Annotated in this window: 17 protein-coding genes; 5 read left to right on the top strand and 12 right to left on the bottom strand. The window is 42.0% G+C overall.

The window, feature by feature from the left end; genetic code table 11:
- Window positions 1-249: 249 nt before the first annotated feature.
- The 4 genes from B9T34_RS07890 (at window position 250) to B9T34_RS07905 (ending at window position 7,021) form a co-directional block, all read left to right on the top strand.
- Window positions 250-897, top strand: a complete 648-nt coding sequence (locus B9T34_RS07890) for a hypothetical protein (protein ID WP_086212612.1) — start codon at window positions 250-252, stop codon at window positions 895-897.
- A 48-nt stretch (window positions 898-945) separates the two neighbouring features.
- Window positions 946-2,073: an efflux RND transporter periplasmic adaptor subunit gene (locus B9T34_RS07895; RefSeq protein ID WP_086212613.1), complete on the top strand. Its 1,128-nt coding sequence runs from the start codon at window positions 946-948 to the stop codon at window positions 2,071-2,073.
- A gap of 22 nt (window positions 2,074-2,095) precedes the next feature.
- The gene (locus B9T34_RS07900; RefSeq protein ID WP_086212614.1) at window positions 2,096-5,200 is read left to right on the top strand and encodes an efflux RND transporter permease subunit; all 3,105 of its coding nucleotides are present in this window, start codon (window positions 2,096-2,098) and stop codon (window positions 5,198-5,200) included.
- A 105-nt stretch (window positions 5,201-5,305) separates the two neighbouring features.
- The gene (locus B9T34_RS07905; RefSeq protein WP_086212615.1) at window positions 5,306-7,021 is read left to right on the top strand and encodes a proline--tRNA ligase; all 1,716 of its coding nucleotides are present in this window, start codon (window positions 5,306-5,308) and stop codon (window positions 7,019-7,021) included.
- A 60-nt stretch (window positions 7,022-7,081) separates the two neighbouring features.
- On the opposite strand, the gene B9T34_RS07910 is transcribed toward B9T34_RS07905, so the two are convergent.
- The 7 genes from B9T34_RS07910 to apbC all read right to left on the bottom strand — a co-directional run bounded on the left by B9T34_RS07910 (window position 7,082) and on the right by apbC (window position 16,078).
- Window positions 7,082-8,455 (bottom strand): hypothetical protein, encoded by a 1,374-nt coding sequence (locus B9T34_RS07910; protein ID WP_086212616.1) that lies wholly within the window; start codon window positions 8,453-8,455, stop codon window positions 7,082-7,084.
- 27 nt (window positions 8,456-8,482) lie between these two features.
- The gene (locus tag B9T34_RS07915; protein WP_086212617.1) at window positions 8,483-10,765 is read right to left on the bottom strand and encodes a DUF6160 family protein; all 2,283 of its coding nucleotides are present in this window, start codon (window positions 10,763-10,765) and stop codon (window positions 8,483-8,485) included.
- A 26-nt stretch (window positions 10,766-10,791) separates the two neighbouring features.
- Window positions 10,792-11,469 carry a hypothetical protein gene (locus B9T34_RS07920; RefSeq protein ID WP_086212618.1) on the bottom strand — a complete coding sequence of 226 codons (678 nt, stop codon included), beginning with the start codon at window positions 11,467-11,469 and terminating at the stop codon, window positions 10,792-10,794.
- Window positions 11,470-11,480: 11 nt separating this feature from the next.
- The gene (locus B9T34_RS07925; protein ID WP_086212619.1) at window positions 11,481-12,938 is read right to left on the bottom strand and encodes a hypothetical protein; all 1,458 of its coding nucleotides are present in this window, start codon (window positions 12,936-12,938) and stop codon (window positions 11,481-11,483) included.
- A 252-nt stretch (window positions 12,939-13,190) separates the two neighbouring features.
- Window positions 13,191-13,760: a dCTP deaminase gene (gene dcd / locus B9T34_RS07930; protein WP_065993652.1), complete on the bottom strand. Its 570-nt coding sequence runs from the start codon at window positions 13,758-13,760 to the stop codon at window positions 13,191-13,193.
- A gap of 154 nt (window positions 13,761-13,914) precedes the next feature.
- Window positions 13,915-14,505: a LysE family translocator gene (locus B9T34_RS07935; protein ID WP_086212620.1), complete on the bottom strand. Its 591-nt coding sequence runs from the start codon at window positions 14,503-14,505 to the stop codon at window positions 13,915-13,917.
- Between the two features lie 301 nt (window positions 14,506-14,806).
- Window positions 14,807-16,078, bottom strand: coding sequence for an iron-sulfur cluster carrier protein ApbC (gene apbC, locus B9T34_RS07940; protein WP_086212621.1), 1,272 nt, complete (start codon window positions 16,076-16,078; stop codon window positions 14,807-14,809).
- 446 nt (window positions 16,079-16,524) lie between these two features.
- Here apbC and B9T34_RS07945 point away from each other — a divergent pair, with 446 nt between their 5' ends.
- The gene (locus B9T34_RS07945) at window positions 16,525-16,821 is read left to right on the top strand and encodes a hypothetical protein (RefSeq protein ID WP_086212622.1); all 297 of its coding nucleotides are present in this window, start codon (window positions 16,525-16,527) and stop codon (window positions 16,819-16,821) included.
- Between the two features lie 110 nt (window positions 16,822-16,931).
- On the opposite strand, the gene B9T34_RS07950 is transcribed toward B9T34_RS07945, so the two are convergent.
- The 5 genes from B9T34_RS07950 to B9T34_RS07970 form a co-directional block, all read right to left on the bottom strand.
- Entirely contained in the window at window positions 16,932-17,393 is a 462-nt protein-coding gene (locus B9T34_RS07950; RefSeq protein WP_086212623.1) for a hypothetical protein, read from the bottom strand.
- 178 nt (window positions 17,394-17,571) lie between these two features.
- On the bottom strand, window positions 17,572-18,306 hold the full coding sequence (locus B9T34_RS07955) for a hypothetical protein (RefSeq protein ID WP_086212624.1): 735 nt from the start codon (window positions 18,304-18,306) through the stop codon (window positions 17,572-17,574).
- Window positions 18,303-19,019, bottom strand: coding sequence for a hypothetical protein (locus tag B9T34_RS07960; RefSeq protein ID WP_086212625.1), 717 nt, complete (start codon window positions 19,017-19,019; stop codon window positions 18,303-18,305). Before B9T34_RS07960 ends, B9T34_RS07955 begins: the two co-directional genes overlap by 4 nt.
- A gap of 161 nt (window positions 19,020-19,180) precedes the next feature.
- On the bottom strand, window positions 19,181-19,981 hold the full coding sequence (locus tag B9T34_RS07965; RefSeq protein ID WP_086212626.1) for a hypothetical protein: 801 nt from the start codon (window positions 19,979-19,981) through the stop codon (window positions 19,181-19,183).
- Window positions 19,982-20,092: 111 nt separating this feature from the next.
- The gene (locus B9T34_RS07970; RefSeq protein WP_086212627.1) at window positions 20,093-20,737 is read right to left on the bottom strand and encodes a hypothetical protein; all 645 of its coding nucleotides are present in this window, start codon (window positions 20,735-20,737) and stop codon (window positions 20,093-20,095) included.
- Window positions 20,738-21,011: the final 274 nt, after the last annotated feature.

Raw genomic sequence — 21,011 nt, forward strand, 5'->3', positions numbered from 1 at the left:
GCTAATTTTATTAGCCGCTATATTTTTACAAGTTATTAACATTTTTAACATATATTTACTTGCGTTTTCAATGAAGATTTTCAGATAAATTGCACAGTAAACCCCAATAACAACAACCTATTCACACTTTTAAATGACTGGATATTTTTTTTTATCTGAGAATAGTTTTTAATTCTAAATTTTAAGTCTAATATAACATTTTATTACTTTAAAATAAGTAATTTAGTCAACTTCAAACTGGGGAGTCCAATGTTGAGTCAGTTTAAGCATAGACTTACCCTCATTACAGATAAAAGCATGCTTAAAAAAATTATTTTAATTGCTTGCCTAACGTCGCAGGCCATTTTCGCAGCCGCTCCAGCTTCCCAGCAGCATAAAGCGGTGTGGTACCGCTATTATGACAGCAAAGGTGTAGCCAATATCAGCACAAATGTGACGCCAAACCATATTCGGCACGGATATGAAGCGCTGGATCAAAATATGCAAGTGATTAAGCGCAATAATCCTTATAATGCAGAAGCTGACATTAAGCAAGCGCCGCAGCGGGCTGTTCAGGCGAGGCAGCGCGATGCTGACAATAAGCTCAAACGCGCTTATGGAAGCAGTGCTACAGCCTCGCAAAAAAAGAAGGATGCGCTGACAGTCATCAATAAACAGCTGGTTTTTCAGCAAGACCAGTTGAAACAGCTGCAAAATGACCGTATTTTATTTGTCCGCCAAGAACGGGAACATTTCCGCAAAGGTGAAACTGTGCCTGCGCAGTTAAAAACAACGCTTACGAATAATCAAAAAAATATCGTAGCAAAAAAAGAATATATTCAATCTTTACAAACGAGCTATCGAAATACTGCAGCAGAATACGACAGAATTATTACGCGCTTAAAAGCCTTGGAATAAATCTCTTGTTTCAAACGTTATGGTTGACAGCTGAAAAAAAGGACGACTATGCGATCAGCACAGCTTATTACTCAATTTTACGGGAAGCATTCTGCCCTTTTTTTTAAAACTGGCATACTTTGCCTCAGCATCGCGCTTACAGCCTGTCAAAAAAATGAAACCGCCCCGCCTGCCGATATTCCAAAAAAAATTGAACTTATTCAGCAAGATTTAGTTGCTGTTCAGCAAGGCTCCGTCATAAGCAAAACGGACTTTACTGGGACAATCCGCGCAGTCAATCAAAGCAGTATACAGGCCCAAGTCACAGCAACAGCCACATCGGTCAACGCCCAAGTAGGGCAATCCATTGCTAAAGGCCAAGTCTTAGTCCGCTTAAACAATCAGGACAATGCGGCCCGTCTTACCCAGTCTCAAGCCAATCTTGCATCTGCTCAAGCGCAGGCCAATCAGGCGAAGCTGATGATGCAGCGCAAGCAGCGCTTATTGAATCAAGGCTTTATTTCTAAAGTTGAGTTTGAACAAAGCAAAGTGGACTATCAGGCGCAGCTGGAAAATGTCAATGCGCAGCAGTCCAGCGTAGATATCGCGCGTAAAGCTGATCAGGATGGTACGATTTATAGTCCAATTAACGGTATAATTACCAAACGCCAGGTCGAACCAGGGCAAACTGTCGCCGCTGGCACAACGCTGTTTGAAATTGTTGATCCAAATCATTTGGAAATTCAGGCTCAGCTGCCAAGCGACCTGCAGTCTGCATTAAAAGTGGGGCAAAAAATTGAATACAGCATTCAGGGCAACTCCTATAAGCTGACTGCCACGCTGTCACGGATTTCACCGATTGCCGACCCAGCAAGCCGCCAGATTGAGTTTTTTGCGCAGCCCTCTCAAAACATTAATTCTTTAAGCATCGGCGCTTTTGTTGAAGGCGCGATTTTAGGCTCAAATTCTGTTTCTGGACAGATTATTCCGCTCGATACCATTCAAAATCTGCAGGCCAAACCCTATGTTTGGGTCATTCGCCAGCACAAAATTATCCGTGCAGACATTAGCGTTTTAGAACAGCGCTACAGTGACAATAGCGCTGTGGTCCAAGGCTTGGAAAACAGCGATCTGATCAGCCGCGTTAAATTTACCGAAGATGATATTCATAAAGAAATCAGCATCAATAAAGAATAAATAAAAAAGCAGGATAGCGGTTATGTGGTTTACCCGAATTAGCGTCAAGTACCCCGTTTTCACCATCATGATGATGTTCTGCTTGATGGTGCTCGGCTTGGCCTCTTGGCAGCGCATGGGTGTGGAAGAATTTCCGGATGTCGACTTCCCCTTCGTGGTGATTTACACCAACTATCCTGGTGCATCCCCTGAATCTGTAGAATCTGAAATTACCAAAAAAATGGAAGATCAGATCAATACCATTTCAGGTTTAAAACAAGTCATTTCCCAATCAAGTGAAGGCCTGTCTACGATTATTGCTGAGTTTAATCTGGATGTCCCTTCCTCTGTCGCGGCCCAAGACATCCGTGACAAAATCGCGCCTGTCAGCGCACAGTTTCGTGATGAAATTGATGACCCGATTGTAGAGCGCTATGACCCGACCGCCAGTGCTGTCATGTCGATTGTGTTTGAATCCAAAACCATGGATTTGCGTGATTTAAGCTCATACTTGGACCAGCGTATTATTCCTCAGCTGCGTACAGTTTCCGGTGTCGGTACGGTCAACCTTTTAGGGGATGCGCAGCGCCAGATCCGCATTCAGGTGGATTCAAAAAAGCTGCAAAGCTTTGGAATTGGCATTGATCAAGTTTTAAACACGCTAAAAGCAGAAAATATTGAAGTGCCTGGCGGTACCCTGAAGCAGTCAACGTCTGAATTGGTGGTGGAAATTAAATCGCGGGTCATCCATCCGCAGGCTTTTGGCGATTTGGTGGTTGCCAATAAAAACGGCGCGCCCATCTTCCTGAAACAAATCGCTAAAGTTGAAGACAGCCAAGCAGAAATGGAATCCAGCGCCTTCCTGAATGGCAAAGCAGCAGTTGCTGTGGATATTCTGCGCAGTTCAGATTCCAATGTCATTAAAGTCACGGACAATACCCGTAAAACACTGGAAGAGATTAAAACTCAGCTGCCGAAAGGCACGACAGCAGAAATCGCGGTGGATTCATCCAAAGGCATCCGAGGCAGTATCAAAGATGTTGCCCGCACCATTATTGAAGGCGCCATTTTAGCCATTTTGATTGTCTTGCTGTTTCTAGGCTCTTTCCGTTCGACTGCAATTACCGGCATAACGCTGCCTATTGCCCTACTGGGAACATTGACTTTTATTTGGGCTTTTGGCTTTACCATCAATATGATGACGCTGCTGGCGCTATCGCTGAGTATTGGCCTGCTGATCGATGATGCCATTGTCGTGCGGGAAAATATTGTCCGCCATGCCGATATGGGCAAAGACCATGTTACGGCGGCACTCGACGGCACCAAGGAAATTGGCCTAGCCGTGTTGGCCACAACTCTGACCATTGTTGCTGTATTTTTGCCTGTCGCTTTTATGGGCGGTATTATCGGACGCTTTTTCTACCAATTTGGCGTAACAGTCAGTACGGCGGTTCTCATTTCAATGTTTGTCAGCTTTACGCTGGATCCAATGCTGTCCGCGCATTGGGCCGAAAAGAAAGATCCAAATAAAAAGCCAGGCGCAATCAAACGCTTCCTAAACTGGATTTCGGACAAACTGGATAATCTCAGCCACGTGTATGAAAAACTGCTGAAATTGGCGCTGCGCTTCCGATTCATCACCATTTTAATTGCTGTAGCTTCACTGTTTGGCGCATTGGGTTTATCTAAGCTGATTGGTACAGAATTCGTGCCTGTGCCGGATAAAGGTGAAATCCGCATCAAATTTGAAACCCCTGTCGATGCAACCTTGGAATATTCACAGGCTAAGCTGAAACAGGTCGATGCGATCATCCGCCAGCACCCAGAAGTCAAAGCCACCTATGGCGCGATTAACAGCGTTTCCGACCGCGGTAAAAATCATGTCAGCATCCGTATTACTGTGACACCGCGAGCTGAGCGCAAAGAAACTTTAACCGACTTAAACAATCAATTCCGCAGCAGGTTGCAATCAGTTGCTGGCATTACTGTCACTTCTGTAGCATCGGCAGATGAAACTGTCTCTGGCGGTCAAAAGCCTGTCATGATTTCCATTAAAGGCCCTGACCTGAATGAGCTGCAGAAAATTTCTGACCGCTTTATGGCTGAAATATCCAAGGTAAACGGCATTGTCGATTTGGAAAGTTCGCTTAAGCAGCCCAAACCCACATTGGGCGTACATATTAATCGTGTGCTGGCCAGCGACTTAGGGCTGTCAGTCAATCAAATTGCAAATGTGGTACGCCCACTGATTGCGGGTGATAACATCACCACGTGGAAAGATGACAAAGGCGAAACCTACGATGTGAATCTGCGTTTAAATGAAGACCGCCGCAGACTGCCAAGTGATGTGCAGAACATGTATATCACTTCGCAAAAAACCGATGCCAATGGTTTGCCAATCTTAGTGCCTTTAGCCTCTGTCGCCAGTTTTGAAGAGACTTTAGGCGCTTCGCAAATTAACCGCCGTGACCTTGCGCGCGAGGTTTTAGTTGAGGCCAATACCGCAGGCCGTCCCGCGGGCGATATCGGCGCAGATATTAAAAAGATCGAAGATAATTTTGAACTGCCAGCCGGCTATTACTTTGTCACCCAAGGTTCAAACAAAGACATGGCGGAATCAGCAGGCTATGCTTTAACCGCCATCACCCTTTCAATTGTGTTTATCTATATTGTGCTCGGTTCTCAGTTCAATAGTTTTATCCATCCTGCAGCGATTATGGCTTCTTTGCCGCTATCACTGATTGGCGTGTTTCTAGCCTTATTCCTATTCAATTCCACCATGAATTTATTCTCCATTATCGGGATTATCATGCTGATGGGGCTGGTCACCAAGAACGCAATTTTGCTGATTGATTTCATCAAAAAATCAATGGATCAAGGCATCTCCAGATATGACTCCATCATTGCTGCAGGCAAGACACGGCTGCGTCCAATCTTAATGACCACCAGCGCGATGGTGATGGGCATGGTCCCGCTTGCACTTGGCTTAGGTGAAGGCGGCGAGCAAAGTGCGCCGATGGCGCATGCGGTGATTGGCGGGGTGATTACCTCCACCCTGCTGACCCTGGTGGTCGTGCCGGTGATTTTTACCTACTTAGATGACTTGAAAAATTTCATGATGCGTCAGGCCAAAAAAATCCTGTTATAATTTTTCATCATTTTAAACAGCAATGAGGTGACATTCCCAAATGTTCACCTCTTTTTTTATTGTATACTCTCTGCTTTAACGCTTAATTTTCTTAGGACAGTTTCCATGCGCGCGAGTCGCTTTTTATTTGCAACGTTGAGAGAAACCCCAAACGATGCTGAAGTTATTTCACATCAGCTAATGCTTCGTGCAGGGATGATTCGTAAATTGGCTTCAGGTTTATATTCTTGGCTGCCGATGGGCGTTCGCGTATTAAATAAAGTTGAAGCGATTGTACGCGAAGAAATGGACCGCGCTGGCTCTCTGCAAGTATTGATGCCTGTTACTCAGCCTGCGTCTCTTTGGGAAGAATCTGGCCGTTATGTTCAATACGGCCCTGAACTGTTACGCTTTAAAGACCGTCACAATAATGACTTTGTGCTTGGCCCAACGCACGAAGAAGTGATCACTGACCTTGCCCGCAATGAGTTAAAAAGCTACAAGCAATTGCCTGCAAACTTCTATCAAGTTCAAACCAAATTCCGTGACGAAATCCGTCCGCGTTTTGGTGTGATGCGTTCACGCGAATTTGTGATGAAAGATGCTTACTCATTTCATGCTGACCAAGCGTCACTGCAAGAAACCTACGACAATATGTATGAAGCATATTGCAAAATCTTTACACGTCTAGGCCTTAACTTCCGCCCTGTACAGGCAGATACGGGTTCAATTGGCGGTTCAGGTTCGCATGAATTCCACGTATTGGCTTCAAGCGGTGAAGATGATATCGCCTTCTCTACAGAGTCAGACTACGCAGCCAACGTTGAAATGGCTGAAGCTGTCCTTGTTGGCGAACGTGCAGCTCCTGCTAAAGCGCTTGAAATTGTCGATACGCCAAATCAAAAAACCATTGCTGATGTGTCTGAATTTTTAAAGTCAGATCCAGCGCAATCCGTTAAAGCACTTTTGGTTCAAGGTGTAGCTGAAGAAGGAAAAGCAGCACCCGTTGTTGCATTATTCCTTCGTGGTGATCACGAACTGAATGAAATTAAGGCTGAAAAACACCCACTGATTGCTGCTCCACTAACTTTTGCAACTGAAGCGCAATTGGCTGACTTAGATCTTACAGCTGGCTTCTGCGGCCCGCAAGGTTTAGTTGAAAAAGGCTTAACGGTGATTATTGACCGTGCAGCTTCTGTTCTTTCTGACTTTGTTGCTGGTGCAAACCAAGTAGATAAACACGCAGTTGGCGTGAACTGGGAACGTGATGCGCAATTCACAGAAGTATATGACCTGCGCAATGTTGTTGAAGGCGATCCATCTCCAGACGGCAAAGGCACAATATTAATTAAACGCGGTATTGAAGTCGGCCATATTTTCCAATTGGGCAAAAAGTATTCTGAAGCGCTAGGCTGTAAAGTGCTTGGCGAAGACGGCAAACCAATGGTTGTGACCATGGGATGCTACGGCATCGGTGTAACTCGTGTGGTTGCTTCTGCAATTGAACAAAACTTTGATGATAAAGGCATTATTTGGCCTGCAGCTATTGCACCTTTTGAAGTTGCGATTGTGCCAATGAATGCGCATAAATCACCACGCACTTTAGAAGCAGCTGAAGCGCTATATGCTGAATTATCTGCAGCTGGCTATGATGTACTGCTTGATGACCGCAACGAACGCCCAGGGGTTAAATTCTCTGACCTTGAATTAACAGGTATTCCGCACCGTATTGTCATTGGTGAAAAAGGTTTGGATGCGGGCACTTTTGAATACAAAGGCCGCCGCGATGCGGAATCTGTGAATATTTCTAAAGAAGAATTATTGGCTAAAATCGCAAAATAAGTTTAGTCCATATAAAAAATCCCGCTTGATGCGGGATTTTTTATAACTTGAAAAAAGTGATTAGCAGAATTTTAGTCCGCCAAAGCAGTTTGACGTCACATTTTGATTTTTTAAAATTTGATTTGTTAAACTAATTGTTGCAGGGGAACTACTTGTATAACTTGCCAAATCAATTTCTAATTTTTTCTTGATAGGAACAGAAAGTAAAGATCCAATTGCCTCTAATGCATTAATTTCAATTCTATTTTCTTCTGTAGTTAAATATTGTGTCACCAACGTAGCTACTTGCGGCAGTACCGATGAAATATCAACTTGATTTTGTGCCTGTAAATAACCTAACTGAACTGGATCTTTAAATGACATCCACCAGCCAGTTTTCGCAATATCACCCGCATCTGTACCTGCCCACTTGATAGATTGCTTTTGCATCGATAAATACCCCCCCGTTCCTGTTAAAGGAATATTATGAATCATGCTTAAAGCCTGCTCAAATGTAATATCCATATTTAGATTTTTAATAATTGAACCAGTATCCATTTTGAATTTAGCAGAAGATGCAATTAATAAAATCGCAGGAAATTTCACAAAGAGCTGATCATTTGCAAATACACTATCATTTACACCTGCAACACCGCTTCCTGCAGCTAGGGGGATTTTATCAATAGTAGATCTAATGCCTGTAACTTTAGCATCTTTTAATCGAGTGCCCGACACAACTGTTTCCGGCATGGTAAAATTAACAGTAATACTCGGTACGGTAATGCCGGTATTATTTGAATTTGTTGAATCGCTTGTAAAAGTACGATCTGTGAATAAAGCAGTAAGGTAACCTGAAATCTGCTCATTTGTAGAATCGCCAAATTTTGCTTGAGCTGTTTTCACATCGCCGGTTGTTTTCGCCATTTTCATATAACCGCTGAATGATTGAATACCGTCCGAAGGGTTTTGAGTATTTGATGTGCCAGCTGTCAGCATACCCAAAATTTGTTCTGCCCCTAATCGAAAGCCAACTACTTCACGTGTAGAAGCCTGCCCGGTATTTTTAATCGCAAACTCAATAAATGGATTGGTGATTTTAGCGCTGGATGAAGCTCGGTCACCTGTATATGTAGGACTACCTGTCCCATCATTACCAGTAGATAGCCCACTGAGAGACAAATTTTTGATATCAATATCACAACCGGTTCGTATTGAATTATTTACACCGCCACACCCCAATTGAAGTGATTTTATATTGGCATTAATATCCATTTCTGCCTGAAAATTCAGTTTGTAAAAATTTACATTATCATAAGTATAAGAGTCTTTAGAAAGGCTCAGCAATGCTTGCCCATCAACCTTTGATAACGCATTATCATCCAATGCCGTCATCGCATTTGCTGACGAATAAACACATAATGACGCAATCAATCCACATAGAATTTTCTTTTTCATATACATTTCCCTGATTATTTTTATCATTTATCTAGGCGTAATACCCATCGTGCTTCGCATTGTGCCACCTGTGATTGCTATATCCGCGATTTTTTGCATAGTGCCGGCTGATGGCGACATCGCAATTTCTGCAGTAAATGCTTTCCCTTGAATCACAGATGATCCTGCTGTCGACTTGTAATTAAATTTCACCTGATTATCCAAGACAACCGTGTCGCTCTTCATATGTATTTGACTATTGATCCCAAGATGCCCCTGCAGCTTATTCAAATTAATACTCGAATTCTTGGTTGTTGTACCCTGTACATCAGAATCAATAAGACTGACATAGCTTCCTCTGTCACTAGAGTCATTAAGCGGGTTAAATTCAAAATTTGCTTTTAAAGATAAGAAATTGGTATCTGGTGTACCATTTACACTCTCCAATCCAGGAATAATGAACAGCTCACCTTTGCCATCCAGTTTAAAAGCTATTGTTGTCAATACATCATCTTTCTTAGCAAAGTTGTCTATAGGTACGATTTTTTTCGCGCATGATGTCTGGCTGCCAGTACAATTATATAGAGAACCTGGCAACTGCCCGATCGCAACCTCAGCTTTAGCAGCTACCAGCAAACTGTCCGCTTTGACATAAATTTCTTGATCCTCAAAACCAATTACACCTTTGGCTTTGATATATGAATCAATATTTCTCAAACCGGCATAATAATTGACTTCTTCGCCATGATTGCCTTGCGCGCCATCAATCACAATAATAGAGGTTGTATTGGCAGTACCCGTTTTTTTATCTATGCCGTAGCCTTCCGTGGACATCGCCAAATCATAGCCCAAGCCTGATTTGACCTGATTATTTTTATTGGTATAGGTCTTGGAATAAATGGCAGCATTGGCATTCAAATTGTAAATTGGAATACCCAAGCCCCAAGTGCCTTGAGCTTTTCCAGCATTGATATCTGCAATTGAATTATCTGAAATAAATCGCGCCTTACGGGCAATCGCTTGAAAATCCATACCGCGCACAGCAAGCAATACCATATTTTGCGCATCAGCCGTTGGCGAAGGATTATAAACCTGCTCTGCCGCTGTTACGCCCAGCACATTTTTAATTTGCTCATTGACCACAAAGCTTAAGGAATTGGTTCGAATATTATTTATGTAAATGTCACCCAAATCGATGTATGCATTTTGCGTATTCGCTGTCGCATTTACATCATTAGATGCACGCACAGTCAATCGGGTTAAGTTAGAAAATTCAATCGCGTAACTGCCCGTTCCTGTATGACCCAGCTCAAACACAGTTGGATTAGCGCCCGTGTGCAAAAAATCTGCAGACATCCCAAAATGTAAACCGCCTGCATTTTTAAAATCATAGCCTTTCGTAGCTGTTGCTACAGTTTCAGCCACATTGCTGTTGCTGCGGTTGACTTGCGAAAATTGAGCAATGCCTGTTTGATTCGAATTTAATAAGATTTTTGCATTGGTAAGCTCACCAGATGCGCCTAATCGAATCAAGTTTCTTTGGGTTGACGACTCAGAACCATAACGTAAATCAATATTTAAACCTGGATTTGTTGCAGTTCCTGCTCTGCTGCTATGCACATTGGTTTTATCTTCAACACGCCCTAAGGTCACCACATGATCCTTAGCGCCATCTTGAGATTTAGTCGTCAACACAATCCCTTCACTAGGATCTATATACATATAGCCGTCTGCAGCGAAATTAAAGTTAAAATCCTTCGCTGTCAGAGTTTGGCCATTCAAGCCATAGCCAATACTGGCATTTTGCAAATTAAAGCTTAAATGCGCGACATCTTTACTATTAAACAAGCCATTGGTAGTTAACAAATAAACTTTTAAAGGCGAAATGGTCGAGAAGCTTAGAGAGCCTAAATTCTGGTTTACCTCTCCTGGCGCACAATTCGGCTCACACATCAGCATGATTTTTGAGGCAACAGCTGTAAATGGAGAAACACTTGCGCTGAGCTGAATCCCTGTCCCTTTTCGGCCAGTGCTATCTAAATTTGTTACACCGACATCCAAATCTATTTGTGATTTGATATTTGCGTTGCCCTGAGCAGTATTAATCACCACATCATGCAAACCCAGCTTAATTGGATTTGTACCTGTCCCTGAATAATCAACCCAATTGGCTTGATCAATCGTGATACGTGAGACTTCTTGCGTAATTGAAATTCCGTCTTGACCAGTCACTTTTTCTAAGTTCTGATCACTTAGTGCTTCAAGCGCATATACATGATTAGCAGCAAAAATACAGGCCGCAAGAACGTTCAACTTTATAATTTTATGCATATCAATTTTCCTTTTGAACTGCAAGATCAGCAGCGGCTTCCTGCACCTGAACAGTTATAGCTGAAAATTTTCAAATTTCCGTCTATATGTAGATTTCCATGCATATTTACCCCCATAAATCCTTTTTCCTGATCTTTATCAAAACTAGGGACTGCGGACTTGCCAGAATCATAAGTCGTATATTTATCAGTATTCAAATATCCTGTAGCGCCTGATTCCACCGAAAGGCTTGAAAAGCCTAAATTTCGTATTTTGAGCGGGTAATTGTCATAAAATTTCAGTAACATGGCTGTCTGAGGATTTCCATCCTTATTTAAAATGGTCGTACCTTCTAAAGAAAACTTCTCAATTTGAATTGTTCCCTGCAGCTGCTTAAAAACCAGCCATTTCTTTTGTCCATTTTCAATATGATTATTTGGCGCAATCGCTAATCTGCAAAGCTCAAGCAAAGGACAATCGCTGGTTTGCATTTTATAGTATGCTTCTGTTACAACCGCTCGGCCATTTTTATCCACGCCATTCAGTTTTGAAATATTTTTTAAACTCATATCAGTTGCATATTGCTGGTTTAAAGACAGCGTCCAGCTCAAATCAGCGCCCCCTTTTCCAGTGACACTCACCAACTCATCGCTATTCAGCCCAACTAAACCGGCAGTTGTTATTTGCGAGGATAAAATCAGTGTCATTAATAACGCTTTTTTCATTTCACTCACCCTCACAAACCTGTTGTTTTAAATTTCAAATGCTGAATTAGCACACCATCAATAGCAACTGATCCTAAATTCACAGGAGCAGCCGCACCAACTCCACGGAAAACTACTCCAGTTGAATCTGTCGCCGTATTTGCTTTAAGCAATTTATCCGAACCAAACGAAACACTGCCAATTGAAATACTGCTGTGTGTTGCATTATTGCCTTGATAGTTGATTGAACCAGCGGTTAATGTTGTTCCGCACGCAGCCACATTACAGGTTGCCCCCTTATAGTCTCCAGCGACAACCGCTGTATTGTTTCCATCTGTATCCGCATAATAACTATAGATTTTTTTGTAAATTTCAGGCACATTCGGAATTCTAGTAATTTCCAGAATAATATTGTTGCCTTCTGAGCCCAAAATAAAAGGCTGATACATATTTCCTAAAACCAAGTTGATATTAGGGCTATATAAATACAAACCTTCATTGGCATCAAAAATTGGGGCAAATGACTGGTCTAAAGCAGGAGTTGTTGCAGTACCGTCATTGATTGCAGCAGTACCAATCCGTATACCTTTGGCATTTAAAGTATTTTTATTTATATCTGTATTGGCATACACCAAAGCGGATGGGTCATCATTGGTATTGATACGTAAAATACTTGCTATGCCCAATGTTTGATTTTGCTGCGCTACACTCGAAGCTTGAGTCTGAAACAATTTCACTTGCGAGCCATTCAAACTAAGACCATTTGCCGTGAATTGTAGGCGTATACGCTGATCTTTCGTTAAATCAGTATCATTTGCAGCATTAGCGCTTACAGGTGCGCCAGTAATCGGATTTATTTTATTACTTGAATTTAATGTCCGAGAAAATGCATCCAGCCAGAAACCCAACTTAATATTATTATCACTTTCAGATGCAGTTACCGTTGCTAAGGGGGCTTCCAACGTTAAATAACTTACATCTGCACTCGCATTGGCTGCTTGAAACTGTTGAATACCTGTTGCAGTACCTGCTCTAAATAACCATGGATTTGCCTCAGAGCCCCAAGTAAATCCAGTATTGCTAAAACGCTTATTTAAATTATTATCCGATTGAGACAGCGCCAAGCCATAAATAAAAATATCTGCTTTCGTACGCCTTGCGCCTAAATCCGCATTTGAAATTCCAGCATATTTTGCATAATTTTCACCTACAGGGATGATACGAATGAAACCCGTATCATATTGTTCAGCATTTACAGCATCTGTACCAGCAAGCGCCCGGTTATAGCTGGATCCTGTAGACAGATCATTTGCGCCTTGAAAGACCATCTTAAAATTTTCAGGCAATAACGCGAGGCCTTCACCTGTCGTTTCAGAAAGTACGGAATCTGATAAATCTTGAAGTGCATATGCAGACTGCGCCATAAACATGCTTACTGCTATTACGGCAAAGCTCTGGCGGAATGTGAAAGTTTTATTTAAACCAGTCATCTCGACCTTCCTTCTTCAGATGCACTGCATCTTTCTTATATTTATTCCTTTTCTTGGCACTTTAATTCGTTTTATTCCATCGTATCCATGATGGACTTATGCCAAGCCACTCTAACTTTTTATTATGCTGAATAATTACACAATTGCAAAAAAAACCAGCTAAAACGACTCAATTTCCGATGAATGAATCACAAAAAAAAGCAGGATCTGAATCCTGCTTTTTGAGCGTATAAAACTTAGAATCTTTATAAATTAAGCTTTTGGCAATGTAACGCCTGTTTGGCCTTGATACTTGCCGCCACGGTCTTTGTATGAGGTTTCACACACTTCATCAGATTCAAAGAACAGCATCTGTGCAACACCTTCACCTGCGTAAATACGCGCAGGGAGATTGGTCGTGTTTGAGAATTCCAAGGTCACATGGCCTTCCCACTCGGGCTCAAGCGGTGTCACGTTCACAATAATACCGCAGCGCGCATACGTCGACTTGCCTAAGCATACGGTCAATACATTGCGCGGAATACGGAAATACTCCACTGTACGCGCTAAAGCGAAAGAGTTTGGCGGGATAATGCAAACATCCGACTCGATATCGATAAAGCTTTTGTCGTCAAAGTTTTTTGGGTCGACAATGGCAGAATGCACATTGGTGAACACTTTGAATTCACGTGCACAGCGGACGTCATAACCGTAGCTCGATACGCCATAAGAAATCAGTTTTTCGCCATTTTCATCAAAACGAACTTGGTTCTCTGCATACGGTTCAATCATGCCGTGTTTTTCGCTCATTTCGCGAATCCAACGATCAGACTTAATAGCCATGTATTTCTATCCAAAAAGCGTAAATTCAATTATTGCGTGGTACTTTAACTGAAATTGACTGCAATGAAAATAAGCCAATCCCACTGCACGTATATTTGCAAAAAAACCGTCAGTTTTAATCGTTAAAACTGACGGCTGATATGCAACGTGAGCATTAAGCTGTAAGTGCGGTATAGCTCATTAGCACCGAAAAGCACATTAATACAAGCGATGCTGTTTTTTGCAAAGTGCTTTGGTTGAGCCAGCTGATTTTATTAGAATTTAATACCGATCCGATAACAGTCCAAACAAAGGCAATTGGAATCAGCATCAATAAAAATGCCAGCATATGCGCTACATAATAGCGGGGATCTACCCAAGCAATCGCAGGGAAAATCGCTGATGCAAATAACAGCGCTTTCGGATTGAGCAAGGTTGCCGCAAACAGGTGCACTGGGCCAATCGACACTTGATTGTAGTCTTCAGTGACGTTGGACATTTTCCAAGCCCGTATAGCCAGATAAAGAATATAGGCTGCGCTGAATAATTTTAGAATCATGGGCAGCAGCGACATTTGCGTTGTCACTTTACCAATGAGGAATCCCCATAAGCTAATAGAAATAAGATAGCCAAACGCTTCTGCGGGAATGAGGCGGAAAGATTTACGTACACCTACCTGTATGCCTGATGATGCCAGCAAGGTATTGGTCGGGCCTGGAGTCAGCAAAATTGTGACGACTAAGCCAATGAAAAACCATGTAATCATACGAAAAACTCACCTTTGAGTGAGCGCAGATTAAATCACTTCAAGTGCGCTGGCAAAACAAGATTTGTAAGCCAATATATAATTTTTAAGCGAATTAAATTAAAACAATATTATTCAATAACTTATAAAAATCATCTTACTGTAACCAAAGAGTCATATGTGGTTAAATTTCAAACAAAATAGGTGTTTAGCGTTATTTAATGCACACAAAACCCTTAATAATAAAGGAAATATCACATTTTAATGTGCGCACCCAGATTCAAAAAAACCAGCCTGAGCTGGTTTAGGAATCAAGCCATAATTAGAAAATACGGCTTTGGTCTTTCTCTGCTTTAGGCAACTTTTCAGCAATACGCTCAGCAATGGCCATGTAGCCCTCTGCAGCGCTGTCTTCCGCCAGCACAGAAGGCTTGCCTGCATCAGCATTTTCACGGATTTGGACATTTAATGGCAAACGTCCCAGCAGTGGAATATGGTATTGTTCAGCTAATTTATCGCCGCCGCCTGTACCGAAAATCTGTTCTTCATGACCGCAATTAGAGCAGATGTGCGTCGACATGTTTTCAATGACACCCATCACAGGAATCTGCACGCGGTTAAAGAGTTCAATGCCTTTGGTTGCATCCATCAGCGCTACATTTTGCGGCGTGGTCACAATCACGGCGCCAGTCACAGGAATGCGCTGCGCCAAAGTGAGCTGGATATCGCCAGTACCTGGCGGCATATCAATCATCAGCACATCCAGCTCAGGCCATAAGGTTTGATTAAACAGCTGCATTAAAGCGCCGGTGGCTTTTGGACCGCGCCATGCGACAGGCGTATTGTGATCACCGGTTAAATGGCCGATTGACAGCACCGCCATACCATAAGCATCTAAGGGAACAAAATGCTCGGCTTCAATCATGGGTGTACGGCCTGCATTGCCCAGCATGGTTGGAATGCTTGGACCATAGATATCGGCATCTAAGACGCCCACTTTTAAGCCCAGTTTTTGCAGCGCCAAAGCCAAGTTAACCGTTGTAGTTGATTTACCTACGCCGCCCTTGCCTGATGACACCAAAATGACATTTTGAATGCGCGGATGTTTGGGCACATCACGCTGCTGCGGCGCAGCTTTTTGAATAGGCGGATTATTCGGATCGACTTCTTCTTTTTTTGCTGCTGGCGCTGCTGCTGAAGCATCGACCACAGGCGGTAAATTGCTTTTAGGTGCTGAACTTTCAGTTTTAGGCTGGCTAGAACAGCTTTCACCTTCTGCATGCTCATGTCCACAGCCGCCTGCAGCATGACCCGTTTTTTGCTGAATGACATGCATATTCAATTCTGTAATGCCGCATTTTTCCAAAGCATCAGCCAAATCATCATGGATTTTCTGCAAATCATCTGCTTCTGAAGGCATGGTATTGATGGTGATCTGCAGCACTTGGCCCTGCACATTCACTTGGGTAATGCGGTCTTTCAGCGCGTTGTCCGAATTGGGCAAAATATAGTTTTGCAGCACTTTTTGGATTTCATCTTCCTGAACTTCCTGCGAGGGTGAAAAAACCGATTTAAGCGAAGAAAGCCAAGACATAGAATTACTCCAAAAAAGCGCGAATACAGCAAATTAAGGATAGTTTAACGGCAAACTCTGCTCAGAGTAAGCAGTCTTCTGCGGAAGTTGGCAGTTAATTAAAAAAATCCTAGCATTTTGCTTGGTTTTAAACTGAGCTGCGCTACATATTCACACAATAATTGCATGTTTTTTTTGCTATAAACATTTCCAGCACGCTGTTCAGCGCATGATTGCTGATCCTGAGGTGGCGCTATTTGCAATATTGGAAGCAGTGCTATCTGGCATCGGTCTTGCTTTTAATTAAGCAGAGAACACATCTTCGCATTGATAATTTTAAAATGCTGCGGCGCAGGGAATGCAAAGCACAGTGCAGAAATGAGTTCAATCACTTATGGCCAGCCGCTGCTGTTATTTTTTGGAACAGGTCATTTCAAGATGTCAAAACTTAAATTTGGGGAATTACAATGAAAAAATTAGCTTTTCTGCTTTTGGTTGCTGCGGCAAGTTTTAGCCATGCCGCTGATGTTGAAAGTTTCGTGACTGCAGAACGTCAGACCATTACCCTTGGCGACACAGTAGAAGAAATGCAGGCACGCATGAAAGCGTCTCCGATGAGTGTCATCTCCCATGCATTGCCTGAAAAAGATCAAAAAGCGCACTTGGCGATTGATTACACTTATGAAATTGAAAATGTGCGCTATGTAATCACGATTATCAACGACAAAATCAGCAAGATTCAAACTGAAAGTCTCGATAAATAAGCTGAGCCAAAAACAGCCAGCTGCATCGAATTGAATACTTTCTTTAAAGAAAAAACCCATTGCCGAGACAATGGGTTTTTGATTTTTATGAAATATAAACAGCGTTAATTCTAAGCCTGATCATCTTTTTTGAATTTGCCCAAAACATCTGTCGCTTTCTTTTTCAGCTCATCGAACTTTTCTGTGGCTTGCACTTTTAACTCGTCCAGCTTCACCGAAGCTTCTTGCTTCAATTCAGCAGCTTTCAGTTTTGCCTCATCAAATTTATGGCTGGCTTCATCTTTTAAATGATCCAGTTTTTCATGTGCAGATGCTTTGGCATGCTCAGCTTTAGCTTTAAGATCTTCAACTTTTTCTTCTGCTGCCGCTTTACTGTCAGCATGCTGCTCTGCAGAATCCCGCTTCAGTTCATCCAGCTTTTTTTCACCTTCAAGCGCAGCTTCTTTTACCGAATGCTTCAAGTCATCTACCGCTTTTTCGCCTTCAAGCTTCGCTTCTTTGGCAGAATGTTTTAGATCATCCCCCAATTCAGCCGCTTTATTTTTTAAGTCATCAAGCTGAGTATTGCTCATAGTGTTACCTTCCTGAATGTTATGCCTTGTCTAACAATAGGTATAACACTTAAATGGAGAAATAATACTCAAATCAGCATTTCTACACACTTTATGACAAACTGAAATATAGCGGGACGCTTCAGTTAAAGTCTGAACCTATCAATACAATTAATATTCAAATACGATGAAGCCACACCTAGCCTTCTGTGCTTTCACTCAAAAGCTGATGAACACTGTCCTGATCGGTAAATCGGCTGCGCCAATTTTCTACATAGGGATGATAATATTGAAAGCGCTGTAAAAATAAATTCAGCACCAAGGTATGAATGTCTTGATCCGTTATCGCCTGCAATGGATGTGCTTCACACAATTGATGCATTTTATACAAGGCTTTATCCGAAGTCTCACCCGCAACACAGTACCAAATTAATGCCTTTTTAAATTGTCCCTGCTGTTCAAAATATTCTCCCAGCTGTTCAGCGGCAATTTTATCTTCGCCTAATATAATCAATTGTTTAAGCGCTATCATAAGATCTTGATATTCAGCTTGGCTGCGGTCATTGGAATTTAAACGCGCAATTAGAGTCTCACGATGATTTTTTTGTTCATCAGCTGACATCTCCGGCAGGTCTATATAATTTTCAATGATGTTATTTACGAGTAAATCGTTTAAATAACAGTAGATCAATGTCCATCCATACTGATGCGCTAAAGATAAGCCGTGAATAAATTCATAATCCTTCTTGTGCTCCCGCAAGAAAATCGCCAAAGCAGGCCGGTATTCCATCAGCAAAATTTCACTATAATCCAGCGGTACCCGTCCATGCCGCCGAGCGAATTGGGCAGCAGCTATATTGAATTTTTTTCTTTTAATCTGCCGATAAAACAGTACTGACGCAGCAGCGATGAGCAATACAATAAGATAAATCATTGAGCACCCGCTAAATTTTGTGCATTCAGTAATTCATTCCAATTTTCTAAATAAGGGCTGCGGGAAAAAATTTCATAATAGACATCCTGAATAAAAACATCTTCAAAAAAATTGTCATTCAAGATGACATTGGGATATTGCTGAATGGCGCGCATGCTGCGTGTGACATGCTCTTCTGTATTATTCACTTCAGATGCGCGAATATATAAATGAACGCCAAACATTAAGTTTACAGGCACCAGCCGCCCTTCTGTAAATAGATCAGCTAAGGTAGATGCTGCATCAGCATTTCCCTGTAAGGCTAATAACTTCAGGTTGAAAATAATGTCTTGAATTTGATTCTCTGTAAGTTTTGGCTGCTGGAGCTGTTCAGCCAGGTCTGCATAGCGCTGTTCTGAATCTTCTTTTGTAATAAAATGATTTTCTATTAATTGGCGCTCTACCAATATGGATGCATACCAATTGCACATCATAAATCCATAGGTTTGTGTGAAATTCCGTTCTTTTAAAAATGAAAATTCATCCGCTTCATGACTGTTATGCCTTAAATAGTATAATAAATGATCACGGGTATAACTTACAGGCACATTGCCATAAATTCGTGCATATTCCGCTATGGCTGGAAGCATTTTGTATTGATAAATTAATTGAAATAACAGCAATAAAACAACAAGCACAGCGAAAACGCTGCCTGCAATCCAAAGCCAATGCATTTTTTATCTCTTTGTTAATATTTTATTTATTTATAGTATAAAAATATAAGATTCCCTATGCTTTTCAGCATCTTTTGAATAATTATTTTAAAAATTTTAATGTTTATTAATGACAGCAAAACTCAAAAATGAGATGGCGGAAATGCCATCTCATCAAGCCATTATTTTTTTACTGTACTGATAAAGCTGATCACCGCAAACAGCCAAATAAACAGGATAAAACTGCGTTCCCGTGTAAAGTGCTCGACATTTGAACCATGCACAATATTATGACGTGTAGCGGTGACCGTAGAACTGCTGTCCATTTTCAGCGCCTGCAGCTCTAAAAAGTAGGGATTAATGTCACTGGCGATTTTCACCTTATGCCATAAGCTTTTCACTTCGTGGCCTTTTAAGCCCGGTACAATTTTATAGACATCGACATATTTGCTTTGATTCAGCTGCAAATAGCCGCGCTCTGCCAGCGCCTCAGTTAAAATCCCTTCGATTTGACCATATAGCACAGTTACACAGCCTGCATAAGCCTGCTGCTGATACATCTGTAAGCATTGCTCAATCACAGTGCGGTGTTTAGGCAAATTCTCCCCAATCTTCAAGGCATCTACAGCGGTGAATAATTCTTTTTGAAAATATGCTTTTTCAATTAAATCCAGCAATGAAAATTGATCCATCTCTGATTCATTTTCATTGGCTAATTTCCAAAAATACAGCAAATTCAATGCATCATTTGCAGTTGGTCCATCGCCTTCAAATTCAACCTGATCGGCAAGCCCATCAAAATAAGGCTCGGTCTGCGCCAAGGTTCGAAGCGCTGCCACCAGCTGTCCGTGCGCAGCGGAACCCATGCTTTGTAAATACTGCTCGGCAGTTTTTAGGATGTGGCTGCCTAGCTGTTTTTGACTGCCTGCATTTTGTTTAATGCGCGTCACGGGCTGTGCAAAATCATAATCATCATCGATCATGGAATGATCCTTCTAAAACGGGCCGATTGAGGGAAAACATTATCGCTGTTCTTTGCTGCAGGACACAACCGCATTAGCCTGTATTCGTTTCATCTTTCTCGGTTCATCTATTTAATGCCATGTCTGGTAAACGCTGAACAATAAATTTTCTGTATCACTTAAAGCCCAATAACGGTGCTGAAAGTTTGGATATTTTTCCGGAAGAGTGGCAGCAGGTATGCGGGTAAAAGACATATAACAGGCATTGACCGCTTGGCTTAAATATTCGGTTGAGCCTTGCACAAAATAGGAATCATGATTCATATAGTCATGATGATTAGAATAGATTGGATTTGGCTGAACGTAATGCAATGTTTTGCGCCATCCGCGCCAGCGCTTTTTAATGGCAGGCTTCACACATTCAACCATGGCGTCATTTTGACTGGCGTCGCGCAGCGCCTTTTGCTGAATCCCCTCTCTGACCCGATTGTCGATGGCATACACCAGCACAACATTCCCCGTCATGGGAGAGTGATTGCGGTAAAAGATTAAGACTGGCTGCTGCAGCTGTGGAAATTGCTGATGATCGATCTGAATAGCATCGACCAGCTGATGCTGAAATGCCTGATGCTGCTGATATGTGCCTAGCAGCAATACCCCCAAGATAAAAAACACCACACAAATACACACAATGACCGCCAGCGCGACGGCCCCAATCAGGCCATAGCGCAGTATTTGCAGCACGTGATGCAAATAGCTATACCCATTCCTGTGCATTCTTATTGTCCTTATTGTTTTAGCAGGCTGAAGCACTGCTGATTTAAGAATGTTTTTATTCAGTGTTGTGTATATTTAAAGGCGCATCAAGTGTATCTATAGGCAACTTTTGCAAAGATTTTCATCTTTTGTATCTAAGGCAAATGCTGTGCTGGACTGTATTTAAATTACTTGCCGATTTAACTCTTTTGAAAAGAATTCAACGATTCACTTGTGCATCTGCTGGCTATCTAAGGTAAAATCGTTGACCTTATATAAAAGACGAATGAGCGAG

This window comes from Acinetobacter sp. ANC 3813 (assembly GCF_002135435.1).
In the GTDB taxonomy this organism is placed as follows: domain Bacteria; phylum Pseudomonadota; class Gammaproteobacteria; order Pseudomonadales; family Moraxellaceae; genus Acinetobacter.

What these genes read in the sequence shown, in the direction of transcription:
- B9T34_RS07960 (WP_086212625.1), bottom strand. Translation starts at nt 19,019, where the DNA reads ATGCATTGGCTTTGGATTGCAGGCAGCGTTTTCGCTGTGCTTGTTGTT.
- dcd (WP_065993652.1), bottom strand. Translation starts at nt 13,760, where the DNA reads ATGGCTATTAAGTCTGATCGTTGGATTCGCGAAATGAGCGAAAAACAC.
- B9T34_RS07970 (WP_086212627.1), bottom strand. Translation starts at nt 20,737, where the DNA reads ATGCACAGGAATGGGTATAGCTATTTGCATCACGTGCTGCAAATACTG.
- B9T34_RS07905 (WP_086212615.1), top strand. Translation starts at nt 5,306, where the DNA reads ATGCGCGCGAGTCGCTTTTTATTTGCAACGTTGAGAGAAACCCCAAAC.
- B9T34_RS07895 (WP_086212613.1), top strand. Translation starts at nt 946, where the DNA reads ATGCGATCAGCACAGCTTATTACTCAATTTTACGGGAAGCATTCTGCC.
- B9T34_RS07910 (WP_086212616.1), bottom strand. Translation starts at nt 8,455, where the DNA reads ATGAAAAAGAAAATTCTATGTGGATTGATTGCGTCATTATGTGTTTAT.
- B9T34_RS07965 (WP_086212626.1), bottom strand. Translation starts at nt 19,981, where the DNA reads ATGATCGATGATGATTATGATTTTGCACAGCCCGTGACGCGCATTAAA.
- B9T34_RS07925 (WP_086212619.1), bottom strand. Translation starts at nt 12,938, where the DNA reads ATGACTGGTTTAAATAAAACTTTCACATTCCGCCAGAGCTTTGCCGTA.
- B9T34_RS07915 (WP_086212617.1), bottom strand. Translation starts at nt 10,765, where the DNA reads ATGCATAAAATTATAAAGTTGAACGTTCTTGCGGCCTGTATTTTTGCT.
- B9T34_RS07950 (WP_086212623.1), bottom strand. Translation starts at nt 17,393, where the DNA reads ATGAGCAATACTCAGCTTGATGACTTAAAAAATAAAGCGGCTGAATTG.
- apbC (WP_086212621.1), bottom strand. Translation starts at nt 16,078, where the DNA reads ATGTCTTGGCTTTCTTCGCTTAAATCGGTTTTTTCACCCTCGCAGGAA.
- B9T34_RS07900 (WP_086212614.1), top strand. Translation starts at nt 2,096, where the DNA reads ATGTGGTTTACCCGAATTAGCGTCAAGTACCCCGTTTTCACCATCATG.
- B9T34_RS07890 (WP_086212612.1), top strand. Translation starts at nt 250, where the DNA reads ATGTTGAGTCAGTTTAAGCATAGACTTACCCTCATTACAGATAAAAGC.
- B9T34_RS07935 (WP_086212620.1), bottom strand. Translation starts at nt 14,505, where the DNA reads ATGATTACATGGTTTTTCATTGGCTTAGTCGTCACAATTTTGCTGACT.
- B9T34_RS07945 (WP_086212622.1), top strand. Translation starts at nt 16,525, where the DNA reads ATGAAAAAATTAGCTTTTCTGCTTTTGGTTGCTGCGGCAAGTTTTAGC.
- B9T34_RS07955 (WP_086212624.1), bottom strand. Translation starts at nt 18,306, where the DNA reads ATGATTTATCTTATTGTATTGCTCATCGCTGCTGCGTCAGTACTGTTT.
- B9T34_RS07920 (WP_086212618.1), bottom strand. Translation starts at nt 11,469, where the DNA reads ATGAAAAAAGCGTTATTAATGACACTGATTTTATCCTCGCAAATAACA.